Genomic DNA, 24,772 nt, shown 5'->3' on the forward strand with positions numbered 1-24,772 from the left:
TCCAATGCGACCACCCGTCCCGCCGGGGGCAGATTTGTAAACGGATGTTGCCGGTGCCTGGCGGGAAACATTCCGTTGCAAAATTCCCGGTCCCATCCGCGCCGGGACGCGGTATCACCGTCCCATGACCGGCAGCCCCCATATCCTTGTCGTCGATGACGACGCCGAAATCCGCAGCCTGCTGGCCCGCTATCTGGGCGGGCAGGGGTTCCGCGTGACCGTGGCCCAGGACCGGCGCGAATGCCTGGCGCGCGTGGCCGACGCGCGCCCCGACCTTCTTGTGCTGGACGTGATGCTGCCCGACGGCACGGGGCTGGAGATCTGCCGCAGCCTTCAGGACCGGCGCCCCCGCGTGCCGGTGATCCTGCTGACCGCGCTGAAGGAGGACGTGGACCGCATCGTCGGCCTGGAAATCGGCGCCGACGATTACCTGGGCAAGCCCTTCAACCCCCGGGAACTGACCGCCCGCATCCGCGCCGTGCTGCGCCGCAGCGGCCCCGAGGACGCGGCCCCCGCCGACGGGGCGCGCCGTTTCCGCTTTGCGGGCTTTCAGGCGATCCCCGACCAACGGCGCGTCACGGCCGACGGCGCCGAGATCGACCTGACCGGGGCCGAGTTCGACCTGCTGATGGCCTTTCTGGAACGCCCGGGCCGCGTGCTGTCTCGCGACCGCCTGCTCGACCTGACCCAGGGGCGCGGCCGCGATCCCCTGGACCGCTCCATCGACGTGCTGATGAGCAGGCTTCGCCGCAAGCTGGCGTCCGAGGCTGTGCCCGCGCTGTTCAAGACCGTGCGCAACGGCGGCTATCAGCTGGCGGTCCCGGTGCAGGTGGAAACGCCCGATCCATGACCTCGCTGCGCAACCGCATCGCCGGGTTCATGATCCTGGCCATCGTCACGGTGATCGCGCTGGCGACGCTGGTGGCGATGCAGATGATGCAGCGTCCCCTGCCGGAAACCGCGACCATCCCCGTGGCGCGGCAGATCGCCTGGAACGTCCGCTTCGCCGAAACCGACCCGCAGGCCGCGCAGGGGGCGGGGATCGCCTTTGCCGACGCGCCCGCGGCGGGTCTGCCCCAGGACCGATCGACCCGGCGCTGGACCCGCGTCCTAGGAAGGCAGGGGATGACGCATCCGCTTCTCGTGACAACCGATCCCGAGGGAACGACGATGCGGATCTCGGTCGATCTGGGGGACCGCTGGGCGATCCTGCCCTTGCCGGACCTGCGCCCGCCGAAAGGCGGCTGGCGCATCTTCGGGGCCTGGATGGCGCTGATCCTGACCGGCGCCACGGCGGTGTCGCTGATCGCGGCGACACGGATCACCGGGCCGCTGCGGATCCTGGAATCGGCCGTGGACCGCATCGGCCGCGACGGCGTGCTGGTGCCGATCCCGGAAACCGGCCTGCCCGAGACGCAGGCCACGGCGCGGGCGCTGAACCACCTGTCCTCGCGGCTGAAATCCGCGATGGAAAGCCGGATGCGGCTTGTCGCCGCGGCGGGCCACGACCTGCGCACGCCCATGACCCGGATGCGCCTGCGCGCCGAATTCGTCGAGGACGACAGCGAGCGCGAGAAATGGCTGGCCGATCTTGCCGAGCTTGACGGCATCGCCGACAGCGCCATCCGCCTGGTCCGGGACGAGGTGACGCGGGCCGACGCCCGGGATCTGCGGCTTGACCGGCTGGTCGAGGACGTGACGGGGGAACTGCGTGCCCTGGGCTATCGCGTGACGCTGCGGTCCCTGGCCCCGGCGACGGTGGTGGCGGAGCCGCTGTCCTTGAAGCGCGCGGTCCGCAACCTGGTGATCAACGCCGCCACCCACGGCCAGGCCGCGCGCGTCAGCCTGGCGCAGGGGGGCGGCCAGGCCGAACTGGTGATCGAGGACGAAGGCCCCGGCATTCCCGAACCCCTGATGGAACGCGCCTTCGAGCCGTTCTTCCGCGTCGACGAAGCCCGCCGCAAGGCCCTGCCCGGCGCGGGTCTGGGCATGGCCATCGCGCGGCAGATCATCGATCAGCTGGGCGGACAGGTGACGCTGGCGAACATGCGGCCGAAGGGCTTGCGGCAAAGGGTCGTGCTGCCCGCGCGGGGCTAGGTCGGCGAAGTCCGCCGCCCTGTCCGCCCTGTTCAGGGGGTCACTGCGCCCCCCGGATCGCCGGATAGGCCGCGCGGAAGGCCTGATAGGCCGCGTCGAACCGGCCCCGCAGGGCGGCGTCGGGCGCGATCTCCTCCACCACCTCCGGCGGCGTCATGATGTCGCGGATGCCGCCCGCGCCCGCCGCCGCCATCCCCAGCCGGGCCGCGCCAAGGGCCGCGCCGAATTCGCCGTCGGCGGGCAGGGTCAGCGTCACGTCCAGCGCGGTGGCGATGACCTTCAGCCAGTACCGCGACCGCGCGCCGCCGCCGATTGCCATGATCCGCTCCAGCCGCGCGCCGGTGGCCTTCAGCGCCTCGTGGCTGTCGCGCAGACCGAAGGCCACGCCTTCCAGCACGGCGCGGGTCAGGTCGTCGCGGGTGGTTTCCGATCCAAGCCCCGTGAAGGCCCCGCGGATGACCGCGTCGTTGTGGGGCGTCCGTTCGCCCGAAAGATAGGGCAGGAAGCGCACCGCGCCGGGCTGTCGCAGCGTATCGCCCAAACCCGCCGTCAGGTCCGCCGGGCTCGCCCCGGCGATCCGCGCCAGCCAGTTGAGGCTGTCCGTCGCCGACAGCATCACCCCCATCTGGTACCAGGTGTCGGGCACCGCATGGCAAAAGGTGTGCAGCGCCGTCGCGGGCGCGGGGCGATAGCCGTCCCGCGCCGCCAGCAGCACCCCCGAGGTGCCCAGCGACACGAATCCCTGCCCCTCGGCCATCGCGCCGATCCCGCAGGCGGCGGCGGCGTTGTCGCCCGCGCCCCCCGCAACCGCGACCGGGCGCGACAGCCCCCAGGCCTGCGCCAGATCCCCGCGCAGCAGGCCTGCGGGGGCGGACCCCTCGACCAGCCGGGGCATCTGGCCGCGGCGCATGTGGCCCGCCTCCAGCAGCGCGTCGGACCAGTCGCGCGCGCCGGTGTCCAGCCAGGACGTGCCTGCCGCGTCCGACATGTCGGTGACGTGATCGCCGGTCAGATACAGGTTCAGAAAGGCCGCGGGCAGCAGCACCCGGGCGATGCGGGCGTGGTTTTCGGGCTCGTGCTCTCGAAGCCATTCCAGCTTGGGGGCGGTGAAGCCCGGAAAGACGATGTTGCCCGACAGCTCGCGAAAGCCGGGAACGGCGTCCAGGCGGGCCGCCTGTTCGTGGCTGCGGGTGTCGTTCCACAGGATGCAGGGGCGGATCACCCGGTCATGGTCATCCAGCAGCGTCGCGCCGTGCATGTGACCGGCCACGCCGATGCCACGCAGGGCCAGAAATTCGGGATGACGCTCGCGCAGCTCCGACACCGCGCCTTCCAGCGCCGCGATCCAGTCGGCGGGATCCTGCTCCGACCAGCCGGAATGGGGATGGCTGACGGGGTAATGCCGCTCGGTCGAGCCTATGGGCCTGCCGCCGCCGTCCACCAGCAGCGCCCGCAGGCCCGAGGTGCCAAGGTCGATTCCCAGAAAACTCATCTTTGTCCCCCTATCGTCGCCGCCTTCTTGGCCGAAAGGCCCCAAGGCGTCAAACGCCCGTGGTCTGCCGGTCGAGAAGCGCCTCGGGCATCCCGTTCATGTCGGGCAGCACCGTGGCGGCCCCGGCCTCGCGCAGGCGGCGGGCGTGGTCGTCGCGCATCCCGTCCAGATGGGTGCCGCCGGTAAAGCCCACCGCGCGCATTCCGGCCGCCACGGCGCCCGCGACGCCATGGGGCGAATCCTCCATCACCGCGCAGGCTTCGGGCGCGACGCCAAGCCGTTCGGCGGCCAGCAGGAACAGGTCGGGCGCGGGCTTGCCGCGCCTTACCTGGTCGGCGCTGAAGATGCGCGCGCCGAACCGGTCCGCCAGCCCCGCCACGTCCAGCGTGATGCCAAGCCGGCGCACGGAACTGCCCGTGGCGATCGCCACCGCGATCCCCTGCGCCGCAAGACCGTCCAGCAGCTTGGGAATGCCGGGTATCACGCGCAGTTCCGTCGGATAGCGCGCCAGCAGCCGTTCTTCAAAATCGCGGGCGAAATCGGGCAGGTCGGGACGGTCCAGGGCCTTGCTGATGTCGCGCACGATGGCCTGGATCGACATGCCCAGGAACCGCTTGCGCAAGTCGTCGGGGGTCGCGTGCAGCCCCTCGGCCGCCATCATCTCGGCCAGGGTTTCCAGCGACATCGGCTCGCTGTCCACAAGGCAGCCGTCCATGTCGAAGATCACGGCGCGAATATCGGTCATGCGGCCTCTCTGGTGGCGTCTGGTGGCGTTAACAGCCGATCCCTACACGCATCGGGGGCCGATGACAAACGGCAGAGCTTCGGATAGGCAGGAACCATGACCCATCCCCATCATCTGCCGATGCGAGAGCTTTACATTTCCGAGGCCGCCGCAGGCGCCCTGCGGGCCGAGGCGCGGAAGCTGCCCGCCTGGACGCTGGACGCCGAGCAGACCGGGGAACTGTCGCTGCTGCTGAACGGCGGCTTCGCGCCGCTGCGCGGCTTCATGCCCGAGGCGGACTGGCGCGCCGCCCGGGATGGCGGGGACGCACCCTGGCCGGTGCCCTTGGCGCTGCGGGTCGGCGCGGATTTCGCCGACCGGGCGCGGCCCGGCGACGACATCGCCCTGCGCGACGCGGGCGGCGAGGTTCTGGCGGTGATGTCCGTGACGGACAGGTGGGGGGATCCGGCCCTGCTGGGCGGCAAGGTCAAGGGCCTTCGCCGCCCGTCCGGCCTCGGGGCGCCCAACGACCTGCGCGCCCTGTTCCGCGACCGGGACAGCGCCCGGGTTCTGGCCATCCAGCCCCGCCGCCCCGACCAGGTCGCGCCCGCCGCCCGCCTGGCCGCGCGGCTGGACGCCCTGCTGCTGGTCCAGCCCCTGCCGGGCGTCGCGGTCGAGCCGCCCGCCGGCGCGGTCCTGGCGCCGCTGCCTGTGATGCCGCCGCCGGGTCCGCGTTCGGTGCTGTGGCAGGGCCTTGTGGCGCGGAACCATGGCGCCACGCATGTCGTTCTGGACGGCGACGCGGCGGCACGGGAGCTTTATCGCCGCCATCAGGACGGCATCGGGGCGCAGATGGTGGTTCCAGAGGGAATCCTCTAGACGGTCCAGACCTTTCACGATCCGCAAGAAGGCAGGCCCATGACCCCGATCGGCACCGGCGATTCCGGCTTCAATCCCTGGCTGGCGACCGTGCTGCTGCTGTTGGGCAACTTCATGAACCTGATAGATGTCAGCATCGTGAACGTGGCGCTGCCCTCGATCCAGGCGGACCTCCATGCCACCGCCGCGCAGATCGAGTGGGTCTCGGCCGCCTATGTGCTGGCCTTCGCGGCGGGACTGCTGCCGTTCGGCCGCTTCGGCGACAAGTTCGGGCGCAAGCGGCTGTTTCTGTGGGGGATCGGGCTGTTCACCCTGGCCTCGGCGTTGTGCGGGTTCGCCCAGACCATGCCGATGCTGATCTGGTCGCGCGCCTTGCAGGGCATCGGCGGCGCGATGATGGTGCCGCAGGTCATGGCGATCATGCACGTGATGTTCCCGCCCGAGCAGAAGGCGCGGGCCTTCGCGCTGGCGGGGGTCGTGGCCAGCCTGGGCGCGGTCACGGGGCCGCTGCTGGGCGGCGCGCTGATCACCGGCGACATCGCGGGGCTGGACTGGCGGCCGATCTTCCTGGTCAACCTGCCGGTCGGGATCTTTGTGATCGGGGCCGGGCGGCGCTGGATCCCCGCCATGTCGTCGGACCGGCGGATGCGGATCGACTGGCCGGGCATCGCGCTGTTCTCGCTGGCGGTGCTGCTGGTCGTGCTGCCGGTGATCGAGGGCGCGCTGCTGGGCTGGCCCTGGTGGTGCGTGGCCATGCTGGCCGCGGCGCTGCCCACGGCGGCGCTGTTCGTCTGGCGGCAGGTCCGGCTTGCGCGCCAGGGACGCGCGCAGCTTCTGCCGGTGGCGCTGATGCGCAACGGCGGCTTTCTGTCGGGCGTGGCGATGGTGATGCTGCATTTCTCGGCCATTCCGGGGATGTTCCTGGTGCTGGCGATCTATCTGCAAACGGGCTTTGGCCTGGACCCGCCGCAGTCGGGCCTTGCCACCGCGCCCTTTCCGCTGGGCATCATGCTGGGCAGCTACGTCACCGGGCGATTCGGCATCCGGTGGCTGTCGCTGCGCATGGCGGTCGGCGTGTCGATCATGCTGGCCGGGATGATCTTCCTGCGCCATGTCGCGGGCCATCCGCCGCAGGTCTTCACCCCGGCCACGCTGATCGCCCCGCTTGCGCTGTGCGGCTTCGGAATGGGGCTGACGATCTCTCCGCTGTTCCAGTCCGTGCTGCAATCGGTGCCGGGCCATGACGCGGGGGCGGGGTCGGGCGCCATGCAGGCCTTTCAGCAGGTCGGCGCGGCGACGGGAATCGCGGTGGTGTCCAGCCTGTTCTTCGTGCGGCTGCACGGACAGGGCGGCGGCTATCCCGCCGCCATGTCCCACGCGCTGATCTATCAGATCTGCGCCTTTGCGGCGATCCTGGCGATCCTTGCCGCCAGGGGCGCGATCCGCGGCAGGGCCGAGCCGCCCCGCGGCGGGGCGGTCAGTGGACGCTGAAGGGCGTCAGTTCGTTCTGGCGGGCCAGCATAAAGGCCAGCGAGCGTTCCTTGACCAGCGCCAGCCGTTCGCCATCGGCGTCGTGAACGGCATACATGCTGTCCACGCCCGGCAGCTGCTGGCGGATTTCCTGGGGCAGGGTGCGGGTCTCGACCTGCCGGATATAGACGGTTTTCTCGGCGTCGATGCCGCCGAAGTCGAATTTGGTATCCATGATGATCCCCTTACTTGCGGCTGATCGGAATGGTCTGGACGACCTGCTGAGGCTGGATCCGCTTCAGATCCACATGCAGCAGGCCGTTCTCGATCTGGGCGCCCTCGACCTCGACCCCGTCGGCCAGCACGAAGCTGCGCTGGAAGGCGCGGGCCGCGATGCCCCGGTGCAGGAACACCCGTTCGGTCTCGGGCTCGGCCAGGCGGCCGCGGATGACAAGCTGGCGATCCTCGGTCGTGACCGACAGGTCGGCCTCGGAAAAGCCCGCCACCGCCAGCGTGATGCGGAATCCGTCGGGCGCGACATGCTCGATGTTGTAGGGGGGATAGCCCTCGGCGCCCTTGGCGGCCCGTTCGGCCATACGTTCCAGCTGGTCGAAACCCAGCAGGTAGGGATGCGCCCCCAAAGAAATCTTCGTCATGATCAGCCCTCGGATTCTGTAAGCGACTGCGTTGCGGGTCCCGGTCCGGCAACCCGTTGACAATCATATGTGGCGTGATGACCCCTTGCGCAAGATGTGGGGCTTGCCTGCCACGGGCATTCCGCATTCGCCCGCGTTAACCACGCCCGCCTGTTAACAGCGCGCGAAAGACGCGCTATGATGCTGGAAAAACAACGGTCAAACGTCCAGCCCGGCCAAGCCAGATGAACATGCACCACGAAATGTCCCATGACGAAATCGCCCGCGCGCGCCTGGAAGCCCTGCGGTGCGAGCATCGCGACCTTGACGAGGCGATCGCGGCGCTGTCCGCGCAGCAGCTGACCTCGTCGCTGGCGCTGCAACGGCTGAAAAAGCAGAAGCTGCTGCTCAAGGACCAGATCGCCCGGCTCGAGGACGAGATCACCCCCGACATCATCGCCTGATTGCGGGCCGTTGCCCTGCGCGCTATGGCGGGCGGGCAAACGCGGGGGACAACGATGGACAAACCTGTGGGCATCATCATGGGAAGCCAGTCCGACTGGCCCACGATGAAGGACGCCGCAACGATCCTGGACGAGCTTGGCGTCGGCTACGAAGCCCGCATCGTCAGCGCGCACCGCACGCCCGACCGGCTGTGGGATTACGGCAAGACGGCGGTGGAACGCGGGCTGCGGGTGATCATCGCGGGCGCGGGGGGCGCTGCGCATCTGCCGGGCATGATGGCGTCCAAGACCCGCGTGCCGGTGATCGGCGTGCCGGTGCAGACCCGGGCGCTGTCGGGGGTCGATTCGCTGTATTCCATCCTCCAGATGCCCAAGGGCTATCCGGTCGCCACCATGGCCATCGGTGCTGCGGGCGCGGCCAATGCCGGGCTGATGGCGGCGGGGATCCTGGCGCTGTCCGACCCCGCCCTGGCGCGCCGGCTGGACGCCTGGCGGCAGGCGCTTTCCGATTCGATCCCCGAGGAGCCGCGCGATGACTGACATCCGGATCATCGGCATCCTGGGCGGCGGCCAGCTGGGCCGGATGCTGTCCGTCGCGGCCAGCCGCCTTGGCCTGCGCTGCCACATTTACGAGCCCGGCGCGGCCCCTGCGGGCGACGTGGCCTGGCGGACGACAAACGCGCCCTACGAGGACGCCGGCGCCCTGCGCGCCTTTGCCGAAAGCGTCGATGTCATCACCTATGAATTCGAGAACGTGCCGACCTCGGCCCTGGACCTGCTGGAAAGCCTGCGGCCGATCCGCCCCAACCGCCGTGCGCTGGCGGTGTCGCAGGACCGGCTGACCGAAAAGACCTTCCTGAACCGGATCGGCCTGGCGACCGCGCCTTTTGCCGACGTGCCGGCGGAAGACGGCCTGGAAGCGGCGGTTGCGCAGATCGGCCGCCCCTCGATCCTCAAGACCCGGCGCATGGGCTACGACGGCAAGGGGCAGGTGCGCATCGGCGACGGCCCTGCGGAATGGACCGGCGCGCCTTCGGTTCTGGAAGGCTTTGTCGATTTCAGCGCCGAGATCAGCGTGATCATCGCGCGCGGCGCGGACGGGCAGGTCGCGGCCTTCGACCCCGGTCTGAACGTCCACCGCGAAGGCATCCTGCGCACGACGACCGTGCCCTGCGGCCTGCCCGGCAAGGTCGCGACCGACGCCGTGCTGATCGCCGCCCGCATCGCCAACGCGCTGGACTACATCGGCGTCATGGGGGTCGAGCTGTTCGTGACCCCGCAAGGCCTGATCGTCAACGAGATCGCCCCCCGCGTCCACAACTCGGGCCACTGGACGCAGGCGGGCTGCGCGGTGGACCAGTTCGAACAGCACATCCGCGCCGTGGCGGGTCTGCCCCTGGGCGACGGCACGCGTTACGCGGACGTGGTGATGGAGAACCTGATCGGCGACGACCTTGACCGCGTGCCGGACCTGCTGAAATCGCCGGACACGCAGGTCCATCTTTACGGCAAGGGCGCGCCCAGGCCGGGCCGCAAGATGGGCCATGTGAACCGGATCACCCGATGACCCGTCCAAGGCTCGCCGTCCGCGCGGCGATCCTGCGGAACGACCGGCTGCTGATGGTCAACGCCTATCCCGGCCGGCAGTCCGACCTTTGGTGCCTGCCGGGCGGCGGCGTCGAACCCGGCCAGTCCCTGCCCGAAAACCTGATCCGCGAGGTGGCCGAGGAAACCGGCCTTTCCATCGCCGTCGGCGCCCCGATCCTGGTCAACGAATTCCACGATCCCGCGGGCGGCTTCCATCAGGTCGACCTGATCTTTCGCGCCAGGCTTGCCGACGATGCGGCGGTCACGCTGAACGACCCCGAGGGCGTCGTGAACCGATTCGCGTGGGCGACAAGGGCAGACCTTCGGACCCTGCGCCACAAGCCCGCCATGCTTGCCCGCGCCGTCTGGGGCCAGCACGCCGCCTGGTACGACCCGCTGGAACGGATCGTGCGCTAGTTCCTGCTTTGGACCGCAAATATCCCGGGGGACCGGGGGCTGGCCCCCGGCTTACTCCGCCGCCTCGGTTATCGCCGTTTCCGATCCGGCCTTCATGCGGAACCCGCGCTCCAGCTGGTCGAACGGCGCCACCGGATAGTCGCCCGAAAAGCAGGCGTCGCAATATTGCGGGCAGGCCTTGTTGCGGCCCTGGGCCTCGCCCACGGCGCGGTAAAGCCCGTCCAGCGACACGAAGGCCAGCGAATCGACGCCGATCCAGTCGCGCATCTCCTCGGTCGTCATCTGCGCGGCCAGCAGCTTGTCGCGGTCGGGCGTGTCCACGCCATAGAAGCAGGGCCATGCGGTGGGGGGCGAGGCGATGCGGAAATGCACGGCGGCCGCGCCCGCGTCCAGGATCATGTCCTTGATCTTGCGCGAGGTGGTGCCGCGGACCACCGAATCGTCCACCAGAACCACGCGCTTGCCCGCGATCAGCGACCGGTTCACGTTCAGCTTCAGCCGCACGCCCATGTTGCGGATCTGCTCGGTCGGCTCGATGAAGGTGCGGCCCATGTACTGGTTGCGGATGATCCCCATGCCGTAGGGGATGCCCGATTCCTGGGCGAACCCGATGGCGGCGGGCGTGCCGCTGTCGGGAACGGGGCAGACCAGATCCGCCTCGATCGGCGCCTCGCGGGCCAGTTCCACGCCGATCTGGCGGCGGGTTTCGTAAACCGACCGCCCGCCGATGATCGAATCGGGGCGCGAGAAATAGACATGCTCGAAAATGCAGAACCGCCCCTTGGACGGCCCGAAGGGCCGCGACGATTCGACCTCGCCGCGAGAGATCACGACCATCTCGCCCGGTTCGATCTCGCGCACGAAATCGGCGCCGATGATGTCCAGGGCGCAGGTCTCGGACGCCAGCACGAAACCTTCGTCGCCGACCTTGCCCAGCACCAGCGGGCGCACGCCCAGCGGATCGCGCACGCCGATCAGCTTGGTCCGGGTCATGGCGATGACGGAAAACGCGCCCTCGATCCGGCGCAGGGCGTCCTTCATCCGTTCGGGGATGTTGCGCTGGATCGACCGCGCCATCAGGTGGATGATGCATTCGCTGTCCGAGGAGGACTGGAAGATCGACCCGCGCTCGATCAGCTCGCGGCGCAGGGCGGCGGCATTGGTGATGTTGCCGTTATGGGCGATGGCGCAGCCGCCCATGTGGAATTCGCCGAAAAAGGGCTGCACGTCGCGGATCGCGGTCGCGGCCTTGGTTCCGGCGGTTGAATATCGCACATGCCCGATGGCCAGGGGTCCGGGCAGGGTGGCCATCACGTCGGCCTTGGTGAAGTTGTCGCGCACATAGCCGAAGCGGTGGGCGCTGTTGAAGCCGTTTTCGGGGTCGTGGGCGACGATGCCCCCGGCCTCCTGCCCGCGATGCTGCAACGCGTGCAAGCCAAGCGCCACGAAGTTCGAGGCATCGGCCATGCCGATCGCGCCGAAAATGCCGCATTCTTCGTGCAGGCGGTCCGAATCGAACGGATGGGCCAGGAAAGGTTGCATCGCGCGTCCTGAATGGCTTTGGGCTGTCCCGCACCATGTAGTGCGGGTGCGTCCGAAAGTCACGCCCCCGCGGGGCGGCGGGCGCGGTTTTTCGTCACCGAACCGTCACGGCAAGGCTGCCATGCGCCCCACGCATCAGTTCGCGGCGGGCGGCGTTTCCTGGGCCGAGGGCGTGGCGGTCGCGGTGCAGCCCGACACCATCTGCTCGTACCGGCTGACGATCCAGCCCGGGGCGTCGTCGGGAACCTGCTGGTCCAACTGCCCGCGCATCCGCTCGAACACCTGGGCGGAGCGGCTGTTTTCCACCACCGCGACCTGCTGGCTGGTCATCACCCGGTCATAAACAATAAAGGCGATGGCGACCAGCAGGATGCCGCGCGCCACCCCGAACAGGAAGCCCATCCCCTGATCCACCCCGCCAAGCGCGGACCGCTGCACGACGGACGAAAACAGCGGGGTGATGATGGAAAAGACCACAAGCGCCAGGGCAAAGACCACGGCGAAGCCCGCAATGGTGGCAAGTTCGCAACTGTCGCCCAGGAAACGGTCCAGAACGGGCAGCTGCGCGATCAGCGGGCGCATGGCGGCGGCGAAGATAAAGGCCAGGATGGCCGCGCCGATCCATCCCAGGATCGCCAGCGATTCGCGCACGAAGCCGCGCGACCAGGCCAGAATGGCCGAAAGGATGATAACCGCAGCCACCACCGCGTCGATAATCGTGAAACCGTCCATGGCCTTGCCCCTCGCGCCGGTTATGATGTCTTTTCAGGCACTTCAGCCGGCGCCGAAGACCTCTCCCGCAAATCCCGTCAGGTCGGCGATGCGGTTGATCCCCATGCCGCCCGCGCCCTCGACCTTTTGGCTGTCGGGCAAAATCGCTTGTGAAAAACCAAGTTTCTGCGCTTCTTTCAACCTGTTTTCCGCCTGCGCCACGGGACGCAGCGCGCCCGACAGGCTGATTTCGCCGAACAGCACCGCATCGGGCGGCAGGGCGCTGTCCTCGCGCGCCGAGAGAAGCGCGCCCGCGATGGCAAGGTCGGCGGCGGGTTCGTTGACCCGCATCCCGCCCGCGACGTTCAGGAACACGTCCAGGCCGGTGAAGGGAATGCCGCAGCGCGCCTCCAGCACCGCGAGGATCGTGCTGACGCGGCCCGAGTCCAGGCCCACCACCGTGCGGCGCGGCGAAGCCAGGGTGGACGGCGCCACAAGCGCCTGAACCTCGGTCAGCACGGGGCGCGTGCCCTCGATCCCGGCAAAGACCGCGCTGCCGGGAACCGGCTGGCCGCGTTCGGACAGGAACAGGGCGGAAGGGTTGGCGACCTCGGCCAGGCCGCTGCCGGTCATCTCGAAGACGCCGATCTCGTCGGCCGGGCCGAAGCGGTTCTTGACCGAGCGCAGGATGCGGAACTGGTGGCCGCGCTCGCCTTCGAAATAGATCACGGTGTCGACCATGTGTTCGACCACGCGCGGACCGGCGATCTGGCCTTCCTTGGTCACGTGGCCCACCAGAAAGATCGCGACGCCCTTGCGCTTTGCGAAGGTCACCAGTTCGTGGGCCGCCGCGCGGACCTGCGCCACGCTGCCCGGCGCGGCCTCGACCTGGTCGGACCACAACGTCTGGACGGAATCGATGATCGCCAGATCCGGGCGTTCGGCGTCCAGCGTGGTCAGGATGTCGCGCAGGTTCGTTTCGGCCCCCAACCGGACGGGCGCATCCGCCAGACCCAGCCGTTGCGCGCGCATCCTGACCTGGGCGCTCGCTTCCTCGCCGCTGATGTAGACGGCGTTCAGCCCCCGCCGGGCGAAGGCCGCCGCGCCCTGCAACAGCAGCGTGGACTTGCCGATGCCGGGATCGCCGCCCACCAGCACCGCGCTGCCCGGCACCAGGCCGCCGCCCAGCACGCGGTCCAGTTCATCCATCCCGGCCAGGTGGCGGGGGGGCGGGGCCTCGGTCGTGGCAAGGCCGGACAGCGGCACCGGGCGGCCCTTGTGGGCCCCCAGGCCCCGGCCGGGGCCTTGGGACAGGGGCGCTTCCTCGACAATGGTGTTCCAGGCCCCGCAGGCGTCGCAGCGCCCGGCCCATTTCTTGTGGGAGGCACCGCAGGCGGTGCAGGTGAAAGCATTGGTGGATTTTGCCATGGGCCTGATGTGGCATCTGGGGGCAGCCGTCGCAATATGGGTATTTGAAACAAAGAAGAAGCCCTCACGCCATTGTCGGCTTGATCTTCGCGCGCGGCCCGGTCAGGTTCCCCGCGCGAAATCAAGGCTTCCCGCATGTCCCCTGCGCCCTTTTCCCGATACGAGTTCATGATCGCCTGGCGATACCTGCGCGCCCGCAGGGCCGAAGGCGGGGTCAGCGTGATGACCTGGATCAGCCTGATCGGCATCGCGCTTGGCGTCATGGCGCTGATCGCCACGCTGGCCGTGCGGGCGGGCTTCCGGGCGGAATTCGTGGACACGATCCTGGGCGCCAACGCCCATACCACCGTCTACATGGCCCCGCAGCGGATCACGAACGAGTTCACCGAGGATGTCTATGTCGTCCCCGGCCGGATCGCGGATTACGACGCCATGGCCGCCAAGCTGGCGCAGGTGCCGGGCGTCACCCGCACCGCGCCGGTGGTGCGGGGGCAGGTGATGGCCACGGCCAACGACAGCTCGAACGTGGCCGAGGTTTTCGGCGTAAGCCTCGACGATCTCAGGGCAATGCCGCGGATCGTGGATCCCGCGACTTCCGTGGGCCGCCTTGAGGATTTCGACCGGGGCATCGCCATCGGCTCGGGCATCGCGCGCGAACTGGCCGTGGGTCTGGGCGACAGGATCCGCCTGATCGCCCCCGAAGGCGCGCGCACCGCCATCGGCACCACGCCGCGCGTCAAGGCCTACGAGGTGACGTATATCTTCAGCGCCGGGCGCTACGACATCGACCGCACCCGCATCTACATGCCCATGGCCGAGGCGCAGTCCTATTTCAACCGCGAGGGCGTGGCCGACGAGATCGAGGTGTTCGTTTCCGACCCCGAACAGGTGGACGACTGGACGCTGCCGCTGATCCAGGCGGCGGGCGAGGGGGCGCAGGTCTGGAACTGGCGCGACTCGTCGGGGTCGTTCCTAGCGGCGCTGGACATGGAGGACGACGTGATGTTCGTGATCCTGTCGGTGCTGGTGCTGATCGCGTCGATGAACATCACCTCGGGCCTGATCATGCTGGTCAAGAACAAGGGCCGCGACATCGGCATTTTGCGCACGGTGGGCCTGACCGAGGGCGCGGTGCTGCGGGTCTTCTTTCTTTGCGGCGCCTTTACCGGAATCATCGGCACCCTGGCGGGGGTGATCCTGGGCGTGCTTTTGGCGCTGAACGTGGACAACATCATGGCCGCGCTGAACGCCCTGACCGGCGGCGGCGCCTGGCAGCCCGAGGTGCGCGGCATTTACCGCCTGCCCGCCGAGTTGCGCGCCTGGGACATCTTCCGCGCGGTGGCGCTGTCGCTGGCGCTGTCCTTCGTGGTCACCATCTTCCCCGCGCGCCGCGCCGCGCGCATGAACCCGGTCGAGGCGCTGCGCTATGAATGACGTCTTGCGCCTGGAAGGGGTCGGCAAGACCTATGGCAAGAACGGCCCCGCGCCGGTTGCGGTGCTGCGCGGGTTGGACCTGACCGTCGCGCGGGGCGAGGTGGTGGCCCTGGTCGCGCCCTCGGGCGCGGGCAAATCGACGCTGCTGCATATCGCAGGCCTGCTGGACACGCCCGACACGGGCCGCGTGATCCTGCAAGGGCGCGACATGACCGGCCTGCCGGACCGCGCCCGGACCGAAGCGCGCCGGGCCGAGCTGGGCTTCGTTTATCAGTTCCACCACCTGCTGCCCGAGTTCAGTGCGGCGGAAAACGTCATCCTGCCGCAGCTTGCCAACGGCGTCCCCGCGCGCGAGGCGGCCGCCCGCGCCGCCGACCTGCTGGCCCGCGTGGGCCTGTCGGCGCGCGCGGGGCACCGCCCGGCGGCGCTGTCGGGGGGCGAACAGCAGCGGGCGGCCTTCTGCCGCGCGCTCGCGAACCAGCCCGCGCTGCTGCTGGCGGATGAACCCACCGGCAATCTCGACCCCGGGACATCGGACCGGGTCTTCGACATGCTGATGGCGCTTGTGCGCGACACCGGGCTGTCGGCGCTGATCGCCACGCACAACCACCAGCTTGCCGCCCGCATGGACCGGGTGATCAGCCTTGCGTAGCCTCGTTCTGATCGCGGCCTTCGCCACTCCCGCCGCTGCCGACCCGTTCGAGGATTTCGGCACGGCGATGAAATACGGCCTGCCGCTGGCCGCCGCCGTTTGTGCCGCCCGCGACGACCGGCTGGAGGATTTCGCCCTGCGCGGCGCCTTGCAGACGGTGCTGGTCCTGGGCCTGAAGACCTGGCTGGACGGCACGCCGATCTCGCTCCGGCCGACGGGCGAAGGCAAGGGCTTCCCGTCGGGCCATTCCGCCGCCGCGGCCTTCGGCGCCGCCGACCTGGCGGGCAAGTGCTTTCCCGACGACCGCGCCGCCGGGATCGGCCTTTACGGCGCGGCGGGCCTGACGGCGGCCAGCCGGGTCCACGCGGGTGAACACACGATGCCGCAGGCCCTGACCGGCGCGCTGATCGGGTTGTCATTCGGCGCCGCCGATTTCGGCATCGGCACCGAGGGCGCGAGCTTCAGCGTCGGCCTGCGCTTCTGAGCCGCCCGCAGCGGTCCAGCCACGCGTTGATCGCGGTCAGGGCCTCCGGCTCGTCCAGCCAGGGTACATGGGCGCGGCCGGGCACCTCGGCGAAGATCGCGTCGGGACGGCGGCGCAGCATCTCGGCCGCGACGCCGGCCGACAGCAGGTCCGAATTGGCCCCCCGGATCAATGCCGCCGGCAGCCCCGCCGTGGCATCCCACAACGGCCACAGGTCGGGCGCATCCCCCTGGAAGGCGGCCAGGAATGCCTCGCGCAGGGCGGGGTCATAGTTGATGCGCAGGCCTTCGGGCGTTTCCTCGTAATGCCGCTGCGCATCGGCCAGCCAGCGGCCTTCGGGCACATCGGCGAAACCCGCCATCGCCGCAGGCAACCGTTCCGCCAAGGCCGCATGCGTCCGCGCCGCCGGATTGCGCCCCACATAGTCGAAGATCCGCTCCAGCCCCGCCTGTTCGATCACCGGCCCGACATCGTTCAGGCACAGCCCCAGCAGCCGGTCATGCGCGACCGCGGAAAGCCACATCCCGATCAGCCCGCCGCGCGAGGTGCCCAGCACCGCCGCCTGCGCGACCCCCAGGTGATCCAGCAGCGCCAGGGCGTCCTTGCCCTCCTGCGGGACGGTGTAACTCGCCGTGCCCGTCCGATCCGACCGGCCCCGCCCCCGATAATCCATGCGGATCAGCCGCACGCCCGCCAGATGCGGCGCGACATGGTCGAAATCGCCCATGTTCCGCGTCAGCCCGGCCAGGCACAGGACCGGCAGCCCCGCGCCTTCGTCCGAATAAGCCAGCCGCGCGCCGTCGCCCGCCGTGAAGAACTCGACCATGCCTGCCTTGGACCTCAAATATCCCACAGGGGGTCCGGGGGACGTGAAGTCCCCCGGCGCGACCTCACAAATTCTCGCTCTGCGGCATTCCCAGGACGTGATAGCCGCCATCGACCAGCACGATCTCGCCGGTGGTGCAGGCGCCCCAGTCCGACAACAGCCAGACGGCGGTGCCGCCGATGGCCTCCAGCGTGGCATTGGCGCGCAGGGGGGCGTTCGCCTCGGTGTGGCGGAAGGTCTTGCGCGCCCCGCCGATGGCCGCGCCCGCCAGCGTCTTCATGGGGCCGGGGCTGATCGCGTTCACGCGGATCCTGTCGGGTCCAAGGTCGTTGGCCAGATAGCGCACGGCGGATTCCAGCGCCGCCTTGGCGACCCCCATGACGTTGTAGAAGGGCGTCACCCGGTTCGACCCGCCATAGGTCAGCGTGATCAGCGACCCGCCGTCCGTCATCAGCGGATGGGCGCGGCGCGCGACCTCGATCAGGGAATAGCACGAAATCTCGAGGCTGTGCTTGAAGTTCGCCCGGCTGGTGTTGACGAACCGCCCGGTCAGTTCGTTCTTGCTGGAAAAGGCGATGGCGTGGATCACGAAGTCCAGCTTGCCCCAGCGGTCCGTGATCGCCGCAAAGGCCGCGTCCAGGGACGCGTCGTCGGTCACGTCCACGTCCAGCAGGAAATCCGACCCCACCTGCGCGGCCAGCGGCTGCACCCGCTTGCCGAAGGCCTCGCCCTGAAAGGAAAACGCAAGCTCCGCCCCCTGGCCCGCCACCGCCTTGGCGATGCCCCAGGCGATGGAATGGTCATTGGCGACCCCCATCACAAGCCCGCGCTTGCCTTGCAGAAGATCGCCCATCACTGACCCCTTTTTCTTATTCTTTGTAACGCGACATCAGCAGGGTGGCGTTGGTGCCCCCGAAGCCGAAGCTGTTCGACAGCACGGAATCGAGACCGGCATCGTCCACCCGGCTTGTCGCAATCTCGCCCGGCTGGATTTCGGGGTCCAGTGCCGCGACGTTTGCAGATGCTGCAATGAAGTCATTTTGCAACATCAGCAGGCTGTAGATCGCCTCGTGCACGCCCGTTGCGCCCAGGGAATGCCCGGTCAGCGACTTGGTGGAGCTGATCGGCGGGGTGCTTCCCTCGCCCCAGATGCGGCGGATGGCCTTGACCTCGCCGATGTCGCCCACAGGGGTCGAGGTGCCATGCGCGTTGATGTAGCTGACGGTCCGGCCTTCGGGCAGGGTGGCCAGGGCCAGCCGCATCGACCGCTCGCCGCCCTCGCCCGAAGGGGCCACCATGTCGTAGCCGTCGCTGGTCGCGCCGTAGCCGGTGACTTCGGCATAGATCTTCGCGCCGCGCGCCTTGGCGTGCTCCAGTTCCTCCAGCACGACGACGCCGCCGCCGCCCGCGATGACGAATCCGTCGCGGGTCGCGTCATAAGGGCGGGACGCGGTTTCCGGGGCGTCGTTGTATTTCGACGACATGGCGCCCATGGCGTCGAATAGGCAGGACAGCGTCCAGTCCAGTTCCTCGCCGCCGCCCGCGAAAACGATGTCCTGCTTGCCCATCTGGATCTGCTCGACCCCATTGCCGATGCAATGGGCCGATGTCGAACAGGCCGAGGTGATGGAATAGTTCACGCCCTTGATCTTGAAGGGCGTGGCAAGCGTCGCGGAATTGGTCGAGGACATGCAGCGCGTGACCATGAACGGGCCCATCCGCTTGGGGCTGCCCTTTTCGATCACGGTCTGGTGCGCCTCGAAGAAGTTCGACGTGGACGGCCCGCCCGATCCCATGATCAGGCCGGTGCGCGGGTTCGACACGTCGCTTTCCTCAAGGCCGCTGTCCTTGATCGCCTGTTCCATGGCGATGAAGTTGTAGGCCGCGCCCGGACCCATGAAGCGCAGGTTGCGCTTGTCGATATGGTCCTCCAGCACGATCTGCGGCATGCCGTGGACCTGGCTGCGAAAGCCGTGTTCGGCATATTCGGGGGCGAAAACGATGCCCGAACGGCCCGTTTTCAGGCTTTCCGTGACCTCGTCGGCATTGTTGCCGATGGGCGAGACGATGCCAAGGCCGGTGATAACGACGCGTCGCATTGCGCCTCCTCCTTTTTGATCAGTTGGCCGCCATCAGTTGGACGACAGCGCGACCTTCATGTCCTTGACCTGGTAGATGGTCTCGCCATCCGCCTCGACGCGGCCGTCGGCCACGCCCATGGTCAGGCGCCGTGTCTGCACGGCCTTGGTGAAATCGACGTGATAGCGCAGCAGCTTGCGGTCGGGGCGGACCATGCCGGTCAGCTTGACCTCGCCCACGCCCAGGGCATAGCCGCGGCCCTGCCAGCCGCGCCAGCCCAGGTTGAAGCCGGTCAGCTGCCACAGCCCGTCCAGGCCCAGGCAGCCCGGCATGATCGGGTTGCCGGGAAAGTGGCAGGCGAAGAACCACAGGTCGGGGGTGATGTCGAACTCGGCCACCACGTGACCCTTGCCGTGTTCCCCGCCGTCTTCCGAGATGTCGGTGATGCGGTCCATCATCAGCATCGGCGGTTCGGGCAGCTGCGCATTGCCCGGGCCGAACAGCTCGCCCCGCGCGCAGGCCAGAAGGTCGTCGCGGTCAAAGCTCGTCTTGTCCATCGCCATGCGGTCTTGCCTTTCTGCCGGCCTGTCGGCCCGTCCAAATCGACGCTTCGTCTATCACTTGGGGCAACGCGCGTGCAAGTCAATGCAACGGGGCCGCTTGCATCCCGCCGGACGGCGCGCGACAAACATCCCAAATCCGATGGAGGATCCGATGAGCCTGTATGTCGCGTTGCAGATGGACCCGATCGAGCATGTCTCGATCACCGCCGACAGCACCTTCCGCATCGGGCTGGAGGCGCAGGTCCGCGGTCACAGGCTGTTCCAGTACACGGTCGATCAGCTGCGCTACGACGAGGGCCGGGTGATCGCGCGGGGCCGCCCCGTCACCCTGCGGCGCGAACAGGGCAACCACGTGTCCTTCGGCGCCTGGGCCGAGGCCGACCTGTCCGAATTCGACGTGGTCTGGCTGCGCCAGGATCCGCCCTTCGACATGGCCTATGTCACCTCGACGCATCTTCTGGACCGGGTGCATCCGGGGACGCTGGTGGTCAACGACCCGTTCTGGGTCCGCAATTGCCCCGAAAAGCTGATGGTGCTGGATTTTCCCGACCTGACGCCGCCCACGATGATCGCCCGCGACGCCGCCGCGATCCGCGCCTTCCGCGACCGGCACGGCGACATCATCGTGAAGCCCCTTTACGGAAACGGCGGGGCAGGGGTGTTCCACCTGGATCCCGAGGACCGCAACCTGTCCGCGCTGCTGGAACTGTTCGCAGGCATCAGCCGCGAGCCGATGATCGCGCAGAAATACATCCATGCCGTCAGCAAGGGCGACAAGCGCATCATCCTGGTCGATGGCGAACCCGTCGGCGCGATCAACCGCGTCCCCCAGACCGGCGAGGCCCGGTCGAACATGCATGTGGGCGGCCGCGCCGAAAAGATCGGCCTGACCGAGCGGGAATACGAGATCTGCAAGCGGATCGGTCCGGTGTTGCGCGAAAAGGGCCTGATCTTCACCGGCATCGACGTGATCGACGGCTGGCTGACGGAAATCAACGTGACCTCTCCCACCGGCATCCAGGAACTGGAACGCTTCGACGGGATCAACGCGGCAGAGGCGATCTGGCAGGCGATCGAACGGCGGCTGGCCGCGCAAGGCGGGGTTGCGCCCCGCCATCCTTCGGGCGCGGCAACGGTGGGGTAAAACCCCTTTCCCGCCTTTGCTCGGCAAGGATCGGACGGCGCCTGGGCGCCGGGACAGCCAAGCCTCGGCTTAATTGCCGATCATGGACATCAGCCGCGGGCCAAAGATCACCGCCGCCATGAGCGCGCCAGCCACGTAAAACACGACACGGGCCATCGCCCGTTCGTCGGGCAGCTTGTCGATCTTCCGGCCAAGACCGTCGAAACGCTTGCCTATGCCGTCAAACCGCCTGTTTGCATCATCAAAGCGGCCGGCAGCCGCCTTGAAGCCGTCTTCCACGCGGCGATCCAGACTGGAGATGCGTTCCACGACGACCGCATGGACCTTCTCAGATCTCTGGCACGCGCTTCCATGTCGCCCCCCGGTGGCTCACCCCGCCTCGCGCACCCGTTCCTCGACCACCTCGAACGGCACCCCCGGCTGGTCCTTCGCGGCCCGGATCACGAGGCTGGTCTTGACGCTGGCCACGTTCGGCGCCGCCGTCAGCGATTGCGTCAGGAACCGCTGGAATGTCGACAGATCGGGCGAGACGCATTTCAGGATAAAGTCGATCTCGCCGTTCAGCATGTGGCATTCGCGGACCAGGGGCCATTCCTGCACCAACGCCTCGAAGGCGGACAGGTCGCGTTCGGATTGGCTGGCCAGGCGCACCATGGCGAAGACCTGCACCTCGAACCCCAGTTCGCGCGCGTCGATGTCGGCGTGATAGCCGCGGATGAAGCCCGTTTCCTCCAGCGCGCGGACGCGGCGCAGGCAGGGGGGCGCGGAGATGCCGACGCGGCGGGCGAGTTCCACATTGGTCATCCGGCCGTCGGCCTGCAACTCGGCCAGGATCTTGCGGTCGATGGGGTCCAGTTTCGCGCCGGCCATGCTGCTCTTTCTTGATCGGGTCTTTGGCGTTGCCGGAAACTACAATGGGGGCACCTCGCGCGCAACATTCTTTCTGCGCGCGACCCGCGTTGCGATTTCCGGCCGGAAGGACTACCTCATGCACAAACACCGGATGGGACGCAAGATGACCGATACAAGCCACGTCAAACTTCTGATCATCGGCTCGGGCCCGGCGGGCTATACCGCCGCGATCTACGCGTCGCGCGCCATGCTGAAGCCGATGCTGATCCAGGGGATGCAGCCCGGCGGGCAACTGACCATCACCACCGAGGTCGAGAACTGGCCCGGCGACACCGAGGTCCAGGGCCCCGACCTGATGGTGAGGATGGAGGAGCACGCCCGCGCCATGGGGGCGGACATCGTGGTCGATCTGGTCACGTCGCTGGATCTGCAACGCCGGCCCTTCACGGCCACCTGCGACAGCGGCCGGGTGGTCACGGCGGACGCGGTGATCCTGGCCACCGGCGCGCAAGCCCGCTGGCTGGGCCTGCCGTCCGAGGAGAAGTTCAAGGGCTTCGGCGTTTCCGCCTGCGCCACCTGCGACGGCTTCTTTTATCGCAACCGCGAGGTGGTGGTGATCGGCGGCGGCAACACCGCCGTTGAGGAAGCCCTGTTCCTGACCAAGTTCGCCAGCAAGGTGACCCTTGTTCACCGCCGCGACAGCCTGCGGGCCGAGAAGATCCTGCAACAGCGCCTGTTCAGGAACCCCAAGGTCGAGGTGATCTGGAACCACGCCCTGACCGAGGTCACGGGCACCGACACGCCGCTGGGCGTCACCGGCGCGGTGCTGGCTTCCACGGTGGACGGCGGCACGCGGACGATCCCGGCGGACGGCATCTTCGTGGCCATCGGCCATGCGCCCTCCAGCGAATTGGTGCGCGACCAGCTGGAACTGCACAACGGCGGCTACGTGAAGGTTGAACCGGGCAGCACCCGCACCTCGATCCCCGGCGTGTTCGCGGCGGGCGACCTGACCGACCACGTTTATCGCCAGGCGGTGACAAGCGCGGGCATGGGCTGCATGGCGGCGCTGGATGCGGAAACCTGGCTGGCCGAGCACGACGACGCGGGCCAGCCCGATCCCGGCCATGCCTGGCGGGAAGACGAGATGGCGCAGTGAAACGCAAAGGGGCGCGGTGATCCGCGCCCCCCTATTCTTGTCGCGAACCCTTACTGCGCCAGGGTGAACGGTTCCGTCATCTGATCCACGTTGTCGGCGTTGATCAGGATGCAGTCGAACAACTGTTTCTCGGTATCGACGCCGGTCGAGCCGTTCTTGATGAAGTTGTCGGCCTGGCGCACGGCTTCCTCGGCGAAGACCGCGACCGGCTGCAACACGGTGTACTGCATCTCGCCCGCTTTGACCGCCGCCACCGCGTCGGGCGATCCGTCGAAGCCGCCGACCTTGACCTGCTCCAGCTTGCCGGCCTCCTTCAGCGCGGCGATCGCGCCAAGCGCCATCTCGTCGTTGCCCGAGATCACGCCGATGATGTCGGGGTTGGCCTGCAACAGCGACTGCATCTTCTGATAGCCCTGGGTGCGGTCCCAGTTGGCGACCTCCTGGCCGACCTTCACCAGGTCGGGATACTGCGTCAGCACGGTCTCGAACCCGTTCGAGCGGGTCTGGGCGTTGTTGTCGGACGGCGCGCCGAACAGCTCGACATAGTTGCCGGCGTCGCCCACGGCCTCGACCCAGGCCTGCGCGCCAAGGGCCGCGCCCTGCGCGTTGTTCGACACCAGCTGCGCCTTGGCCAGACCCTCCTGGTTGATCTCGGCGTTGACCAGGAAAACCGGGATGCCCGCATCCACCGCCTTCTGGACCGCGCCCACGGACCCGTCGGCATTGGCCGGATCCAGGATCAGCGCCACCGACTGGTTGGTGATCGCGGTATCGACCAGGGTGCTTTCGGTGTTGGTGTCGCCCCGGTGGGCGGCGACGTTGGCGGTATAGCCCAGTTCCTCGGCGGTCCGCTTCGCGACCTCGCCTTCTGTGAACCAGTAAGGGTTCGCGGGGTCGTTGACGATGATGGTGATCAGCCCCTCGGCCGAGGCGGCGCCTGCCATCATCGGCATGGCGACGGCGGCGGCAAGCAGCGCGCGGCGGGTCAGGTTCAGCATTACTCTCTCTCCCTTTTGGTTAACAACTGCCGCTCGTGGCAGGACGATCCGTCCGAAACCCCGGACGGGAAGGATGGGGCTCGTCAGGACTTGCGCCCGCCGCGCCCGTATTGGATCGAGTTCATCAGCACGGCCAGCACGATCACCGCGCCGGTGAACACCGTCTGCCAGTAGGACGACACCCCGATGATCACCAGGCCCGCCGACAGAAAGCCGATCACGAAGGCCCCCAGCATGGTGCCGCGCACGCCGCCGCGCCCGCCGGTCAGGGCCGCGCCGCCGATCACCACCGCCGCGATGGCGGTCAGTTCGTAGGTGGTGCCCGCCGTGGGGCCCGCGGAGGTCAGCTGAGAGGCCAGCACCAGCCCCGCCACCGCCGCCAGCGCGCCCGACACCGTGTACACGGTGATCTTGACCAGCCGCGTCGGCACGCCCGACAGTTCGGCGGCGCGTTCGTTTCCGCCCGAGGCGTAAAGCCAGCGGCCAAAGGCCGAGCGCGACAGCATCAGCCCCGCCAGGACCGCCACCACCGCCAGCACGATCACGCTGATCGGAATTCCCCACAGCCGGTTGAAGCCCAGCCAGTTGAAGCCCGTGTTGCCCAGGGCCTCCTGGCCGCGCAGGTTGTTGTAGGTCAGCCCGTTCGTCATCAGCAGCGCGACACCGCGGGCCACATACATCACGCCCAGCGTGGCCACAAAGGGCGGCACCTTGAAAAAGGCGATCAGCACGCCGTTCAGCGCCCCCACAAGCGCGCCGACGGCGACGGTCAGCACCACCACGGCCCAGACCGGCGGGTAAAGGATCACCCCCGCCCAGTCCAGCGTGATGCCCTGCATCATCGCCCCCGCGCAGACCCCGCATAGCGCCAGGATGGATCCGACCGACAGGTCGATGCCGCCGTTCAGGATCACCAGCAGCATCCCCACCGACAAGATGCCGTAGATCGCGACCTGCGACGACATGATCAGAAAGTTCGAGACGGTGAAATAATTCGGCGACAGGAACGAAAAGACCGCGATAATGGCGATCAGCGCGAAAAAGGCGCGGCCTTCCAGCAGCAGGCGGCCGATGCTGAAGCCGTCTTGCTTGGGCGCGGTGGTGGTTGCAGACATTGGTTTTCCTCGCTCAACGG

28 protein-coding genes are annotated in these 24,772 nt (G+C 68.4%); 13 read left to right on the plus strand and 15 right to left on the minus strand.

The features are described from left to right. Positions 1–124: 124 nt before the first annotated feature. Positions 125–850 carry a response regulator transcription factor gene (locus tag ACFOM8_RS09890; RefSeq protein ID WP_377761190.1) on the plus strand — a complete coding sequence of 242 codons (726 nt, stop codon included), beginning with the start codon at positions 125–127 and terminating at the stop codon, positions 848–850. Next, entirely contained in the window at positions 847–2,097 is a 1,251-nt protein-coding gene (locus ACFOM8_RS09895; protein WP_377761191.1) for a sensor histidine kinase, read from the plus strand. Before ACFOM8_RS09890 ends, ACFOM8_RS09895 begins: the two co-directional genes overlap by 4 nt. Before the next feature lie 40 nt (positions 2,098–2,137). Here the strand turns inward: ACFOM8_RS09895 and xylB are convergent, their stop codons facing one another. Both xylB and ACFOM8_RS09905 read right to left on the minus strand, forming a co-directional pair. Next, complete coding sequence (xylB, locus tag ACFOM8_RS09900) at positions 2,138–3,589, minus strand: xylulokinase (RefSeq protein WP_377761192.1); 1,452 nt, start codon at positions 3,587–3,589, stop codon at positions 2,138–2,140. A 49-nt stretch (positions 3,590–3,638) separates the two neighbouring features. Next, on the minus strand, positions 3,639–4,334 hold the full coding sequence (locus ACFOM8_RS09905; RefSeq protein WP_377761193.1) for an HAD family hydrolase: 696 nt from the start codon (positions 4,332–4,334) through the stop codon (positions 3,639–3,641). Positions 4,335–4,430: 96 nt separating this feature from the next. On the opposite strand from ACFOM8_RS09905, the gene ACFOM8_RS09910 reads away from it, so the two are divergent. Beyond that, entirely contained in the window at positions 4,431–5,192 is a 762-nt protein-coding gene (locus ACFOM8_RS09910; protein WP_377761194.1) for a transcription antiterminator BlgG, read from the plus strand. Positions 5,193–5,231: 39 nt separating this feature from the next. After that, positions 5,232–6,683 (plus strand): MFS transporter, encoded by a 1,452-nt coding sequence (locus ACFOM8_RS09915; protein ID WP_377761195.1) that lies wholly within the window; start codon positions 5,232–5,234, stop codon positions 6,681–6,683. On the opposite strand, the gene ACFOM8_RS09920 is transcribed toward ACFOM8_RS09915, so the two are convergent. Both ACFOM8_RS09920 and ACFOM8_RS09925 read right to left on the minus strand, forming a co-directional pair. Further along, positions 6,670–6,897: a DUF1150 family protein gene (locus tag ACFOM8_RS09920; RefSeq protein WP_377761196.1), complete on the minus strand. Its 228-nt coding sequence runs from the start codon at positions 6,895–6,897 to the stop codon at positions 6,670–6,672. The two genes, ACFOM8_RS09915 and ACFOM8_RS09920, sit on opposite strands and share 14 nt — an antisense overlap. 10 nt (positions 6,898–6,907) lie before the next feature. Then, positions 6,908–7,318, minus strand: coding sequence for an Hsp20 family protein (locus ACFOM8_RS09925; RefSeq protein ID WP_377761197.1), 411 nt, complete (start codon positions 7,316–7,318; stop codon positions 6,908–6,910). 224 nt (positions 7,319–7,542) lie between these two features. Between ACFOM8_RS09925 and ACFOM8_RS09930 the strand changes: the two genes are divergently transcribed. Genes ACFOM8_RS09930 through ACFOM8_RS09945 form a run of 4 tightly spaced genes read left to right on the plus strand, consistent with a single transcriptional unit; the run spans position 7,543 to position 9,765 of the window. Continuing rightward, the gene (locus ACFOM8_RS09930; RefSeq protein ID WP_377761198.1) at positions 7,543–7,761 is read left to right on the plus strand and encodes a YdcH family protein; all 219 of its coding nucleotides are present in this window, start codon (positions 7,543–7,545) and stop codon (positions 7,759–7,761) included. Between the two features lie 54 nt (positions 7,762–7,815). Beyond that, positions 7,816–8,301, plus strand: coding sequence for a 5-(carboxyamino)imidazole ribonucleotide mutase (purE, locus tag ACFOM8_RS09935; protein ID WP_377761199.1), 486 nt, complete (start codon positions 7,816–7,818; stop codon positions 8,299–8,301). Further along, positions 8,294–9,328 (plus strand): 5-(carboxyamino)imidazole ribonucleotide synthase, encoded by a 1,035-nt coding sequence (locus ACFOM8_RS09940; RefSeq protein WP_377761200.1) that lies wholly within the window; start codon positions 8,294–8,296, stop codon positions 9,326–9,328. Before purE ends, ACFOM8_RS09940 begins: the two co-directional genes overlap by 8 nt. Further along, on the plus strand, positions 9,325–9,765 hold the full coding sequence (locus tag ACFOM8_RS09945) for an NUDIX domain-containing protein (protein ID WP_377761201.1): 441 nt from the start codon (positions 9,325–9,327) through the stop codon (positions 9,763–9,765). Before ACFOM8_RS09940 ends, ACFOM8_RS09945 begins: the two co-directional genes overlap by 4 nt. A gap of 51 nt (positions 9,766–9,816) precedes the next feature. On the opposite strand, the gene purF is transcribed toward ACFOM8_RS09945, so the two are convergent. The 3 genes from purF to radA form a co-directional block, all read right to left on the minus strand. After that, entirely contained in the window at positions 9,817–11,307 is a 1,491-nt protein-coding gene (gene purF, locus ACFOM8_RS09950; protein ID WP_377761202.1) for an amidophosphoribosyltransferase, read from the minus strand. Between the two features lie 135 nt (positions 11,308–11,442). Next, positions 11,443–12,039, minus strand: coding sequence for a CvpA family protein (locus tag ACFOM8_RS09955; RefSeq protein WP_377761203.1), 597 nt, complete (start codon positions 12,037–12,039; stop codon positions 11,443–11,445). A gap of 42 nt (positions 12,040–12,081) precedes the next feature. Continuing rightward, complete coding sequence (gene radA / locus ACFOM8_RS09960; protein WP_377761204.1) at positions 12,082–13,446, minus strand: DNA repair protein RadA; 1,365 nt, start codon at positions 13,444–13,446, stop codon at positions 12,082–12,084. Between the two features lie 135 nt (positions 13,447–13,581). Here radA and ACFOM8_RS09965 point away from each other — a divergent pair, with 135 nt between their 5' ends. Genes ACFOM8_RS09965 through ACFOM8_RS09975 form a run of 3 tightly spaced genes read left to right on the plus strand, consistent with a single transcriptional unit; the run spans position 13,582 to position 16,016 of the window. Beyond that, complete coding sequence (locus ACFOM8_RS09965; RefSeq protein ID WP_377761205.1) at positions 13,582–14,880, plus strand: lipoprotein-releasing ABC transporter permease subunit; 1,299 nt, start codon at positions 13,582–13,584, stop codon at positions 14,878–14,880. Further along, the gene (locus ACFOM8_RS09970) at positions 14,873–15,532 is read left to right on the plus strand and encodes an ABC transporter ATP-binding protein (RefSeq protein ID WP_377761206.1); all 660 of its coding nucleotides are present in this window, start codon (positions 14,873–14,875) and stop codon (positions 15,530–15,532) included. Before ACFOM8_RS09965 ends, ACFOM8_RS09970 begins: the two co-directional genes overlap by 8 nt. Further along, complete coding sequence (locus ACFOM8_RS09975; RefSeq protein ID WP_377761207.1) at positions 15,525–16,016, plus strand: phosphatase PAP2 family protein; 492 nt, start codon at positions 15,525–15,527, stop codon at positions 16,014–16,016. Before ACFOM8_RS09970 ends, ACFOM8_RS09975 begins: the two co-directional genes overlap by 8 nt. Here ACFOM8_RS09975 and ACFOM8_RS09980 read toward each other — a convergent pair. The 4 genes from ACFOM8_RS09980 to fabA form a co-directional block, all read right to left on the minus strand. Beyond that, entirely contained in the window at positions 15,994–16,842 is an 849-nt protein-coding gene (locus tag ACFOM8_RS09980; RefSeq protein WP_377761208.1) for an alpha/beta fold hydrolase, read from the minus strand. The genes ACFOM8_RS09975 and ACFOM8_RS09980 overlap by 23 nt on opposite strands. Before the next feature lie 64 nt (positions 16,843–16,906). Then, positions 16,907–17,695 (minus strand): enoyl-ACP reductase FabI, encoded by a 789-nt coding sequence (locus ACFOM8_RS09985; RefSeq protein WP_377761209.1) that lies wholly within the window; start codon positions 17,693–17,695, stop codon positions 16,907–16,909. Positions 17,696–17,711: 16 nt separating this feature from the next. Further along, positions 17,712–18,941: a beta-ketoacyl-ACP synthase I gene (fabB, locus tag ACFOM8_RS09990; RefSeq protein ID WP_377761210.1), complete on the minus strand. Its 1,230-nt coding sequence runs from the start codon at positions 18,939–18,941 to the stop codon at positions 17,712–17,714. A gap of 33 nt (positions 18,942–18,974) precedes the next feature. Then, positions 18,975–19,484, minus strand: a complete 510-nt coding sequence (gene fabA / locus ACFOM8_RS09995; RefSeq protein ID WP_167622409.1) for a bifunctional 3-hydroxydecanoyl-ACP dehydratase/trans-2-decenoyl-ACP isomerase — start codon at positions 19,482–19,484, stop codon at positions 18,975–18,977. Between the two features lie 151 nt (positions 19,485–19,635). Between fabA and gshB the strand changes: the two genes are divergently transcribed. Then, complete coding sequence (gene gshB / locus ACFOM8_RS10000) at positions 19,636–20,628, plus strand: glutathione synthase (protein ID WP_377761211.1); 993 nt, start codon at positions 19,636–19,638, stop codon at positions 20,626–20,628. 69 nt (positions 20,629–20,697) lie between these two features. Here gshB and ACFOM8_RS10005 read toward each other — a convergent pair whose 3' ends face one another. Next, a complete protein-coding gene (locus ACFOM8_RS10005; protein WP_377761212.1) occupies positions 20,698–20,937 on the minus strand; it encodes a hypothetical protein in 240 nt (79 codons plus the stop codon). Positions 20,938–20,997: 60 nt separating this feature from the next. Continuing rightward, positions 20,998–21,498, minus strand: coding sequence for an Lrp/AsnC family transcriptional regulator (locus ACFOM8_RS10010; protein ID WP_377761213.1), 501 nt, complete (start codon positions 21,496–21,498; stop codon positions 20,998–21,000). 118 nt (positions 21,499–21,616) lie between these two features. Between ACFOM8_RS10010 and trxB the strand changes: the two genes are divergently transcribed. After that, on the plus strand, positions 21,617–22,639 hold the full coding sequence (trxB, locus tag ACFOM8_RS10015) for a thioredoxin-disulfide reductase (RefSeq protein ID WP_377761214.1): 1,023 nt from the start codon (positions 21,617–21,619) through the stop codon (positions 22,637–22,639). Positions 22,640–22,689: 50 nt separating this feature from the next. On the opposite strand, the gene ACFOM8_RS10020 is transcribed toward trxB, so the two are convergent. Both ACFOM8_RS10020 and ACFOM8_RS10025 read right to left on the minus strand, forming a co-directional pair. After that, positions 22,690–23,637 (minus strand): D-ribose ABC transporter substrate-binding protein, encoded by a 948-nt coding sequence (locus ACFOM8_RS10020; protein WP_377761215.1) that lies wholly within the window; start codon positions 23,635–23,637, stop codon positions 22,690–22,692. A gap of 83 nt (positions 23,638–23,720) precedes the next feature. After that, on the minus strand, positions 23,721–24,752 hold the full coding sequence (locus ACFOM8_RS10025; protein WP_377761216.1) for an ABC transporter permease: 1,032 nt from the start codon (positions 24,750–24,752) through the stop codon (positions 23,721–23,723). Positions 24,753–24,772: the final 20 nt, after the last annotated feature.

The sequence above is a fragment of the Paracoccus angustae genome, assembly GCF_042648745.1.
Lineage (GTDB): Bacteria > Pseudomonadota > Alphaproteobacteria > Rhodobacterales > Rhodobacteraceae > Paracoccus > Paracoccus angustae.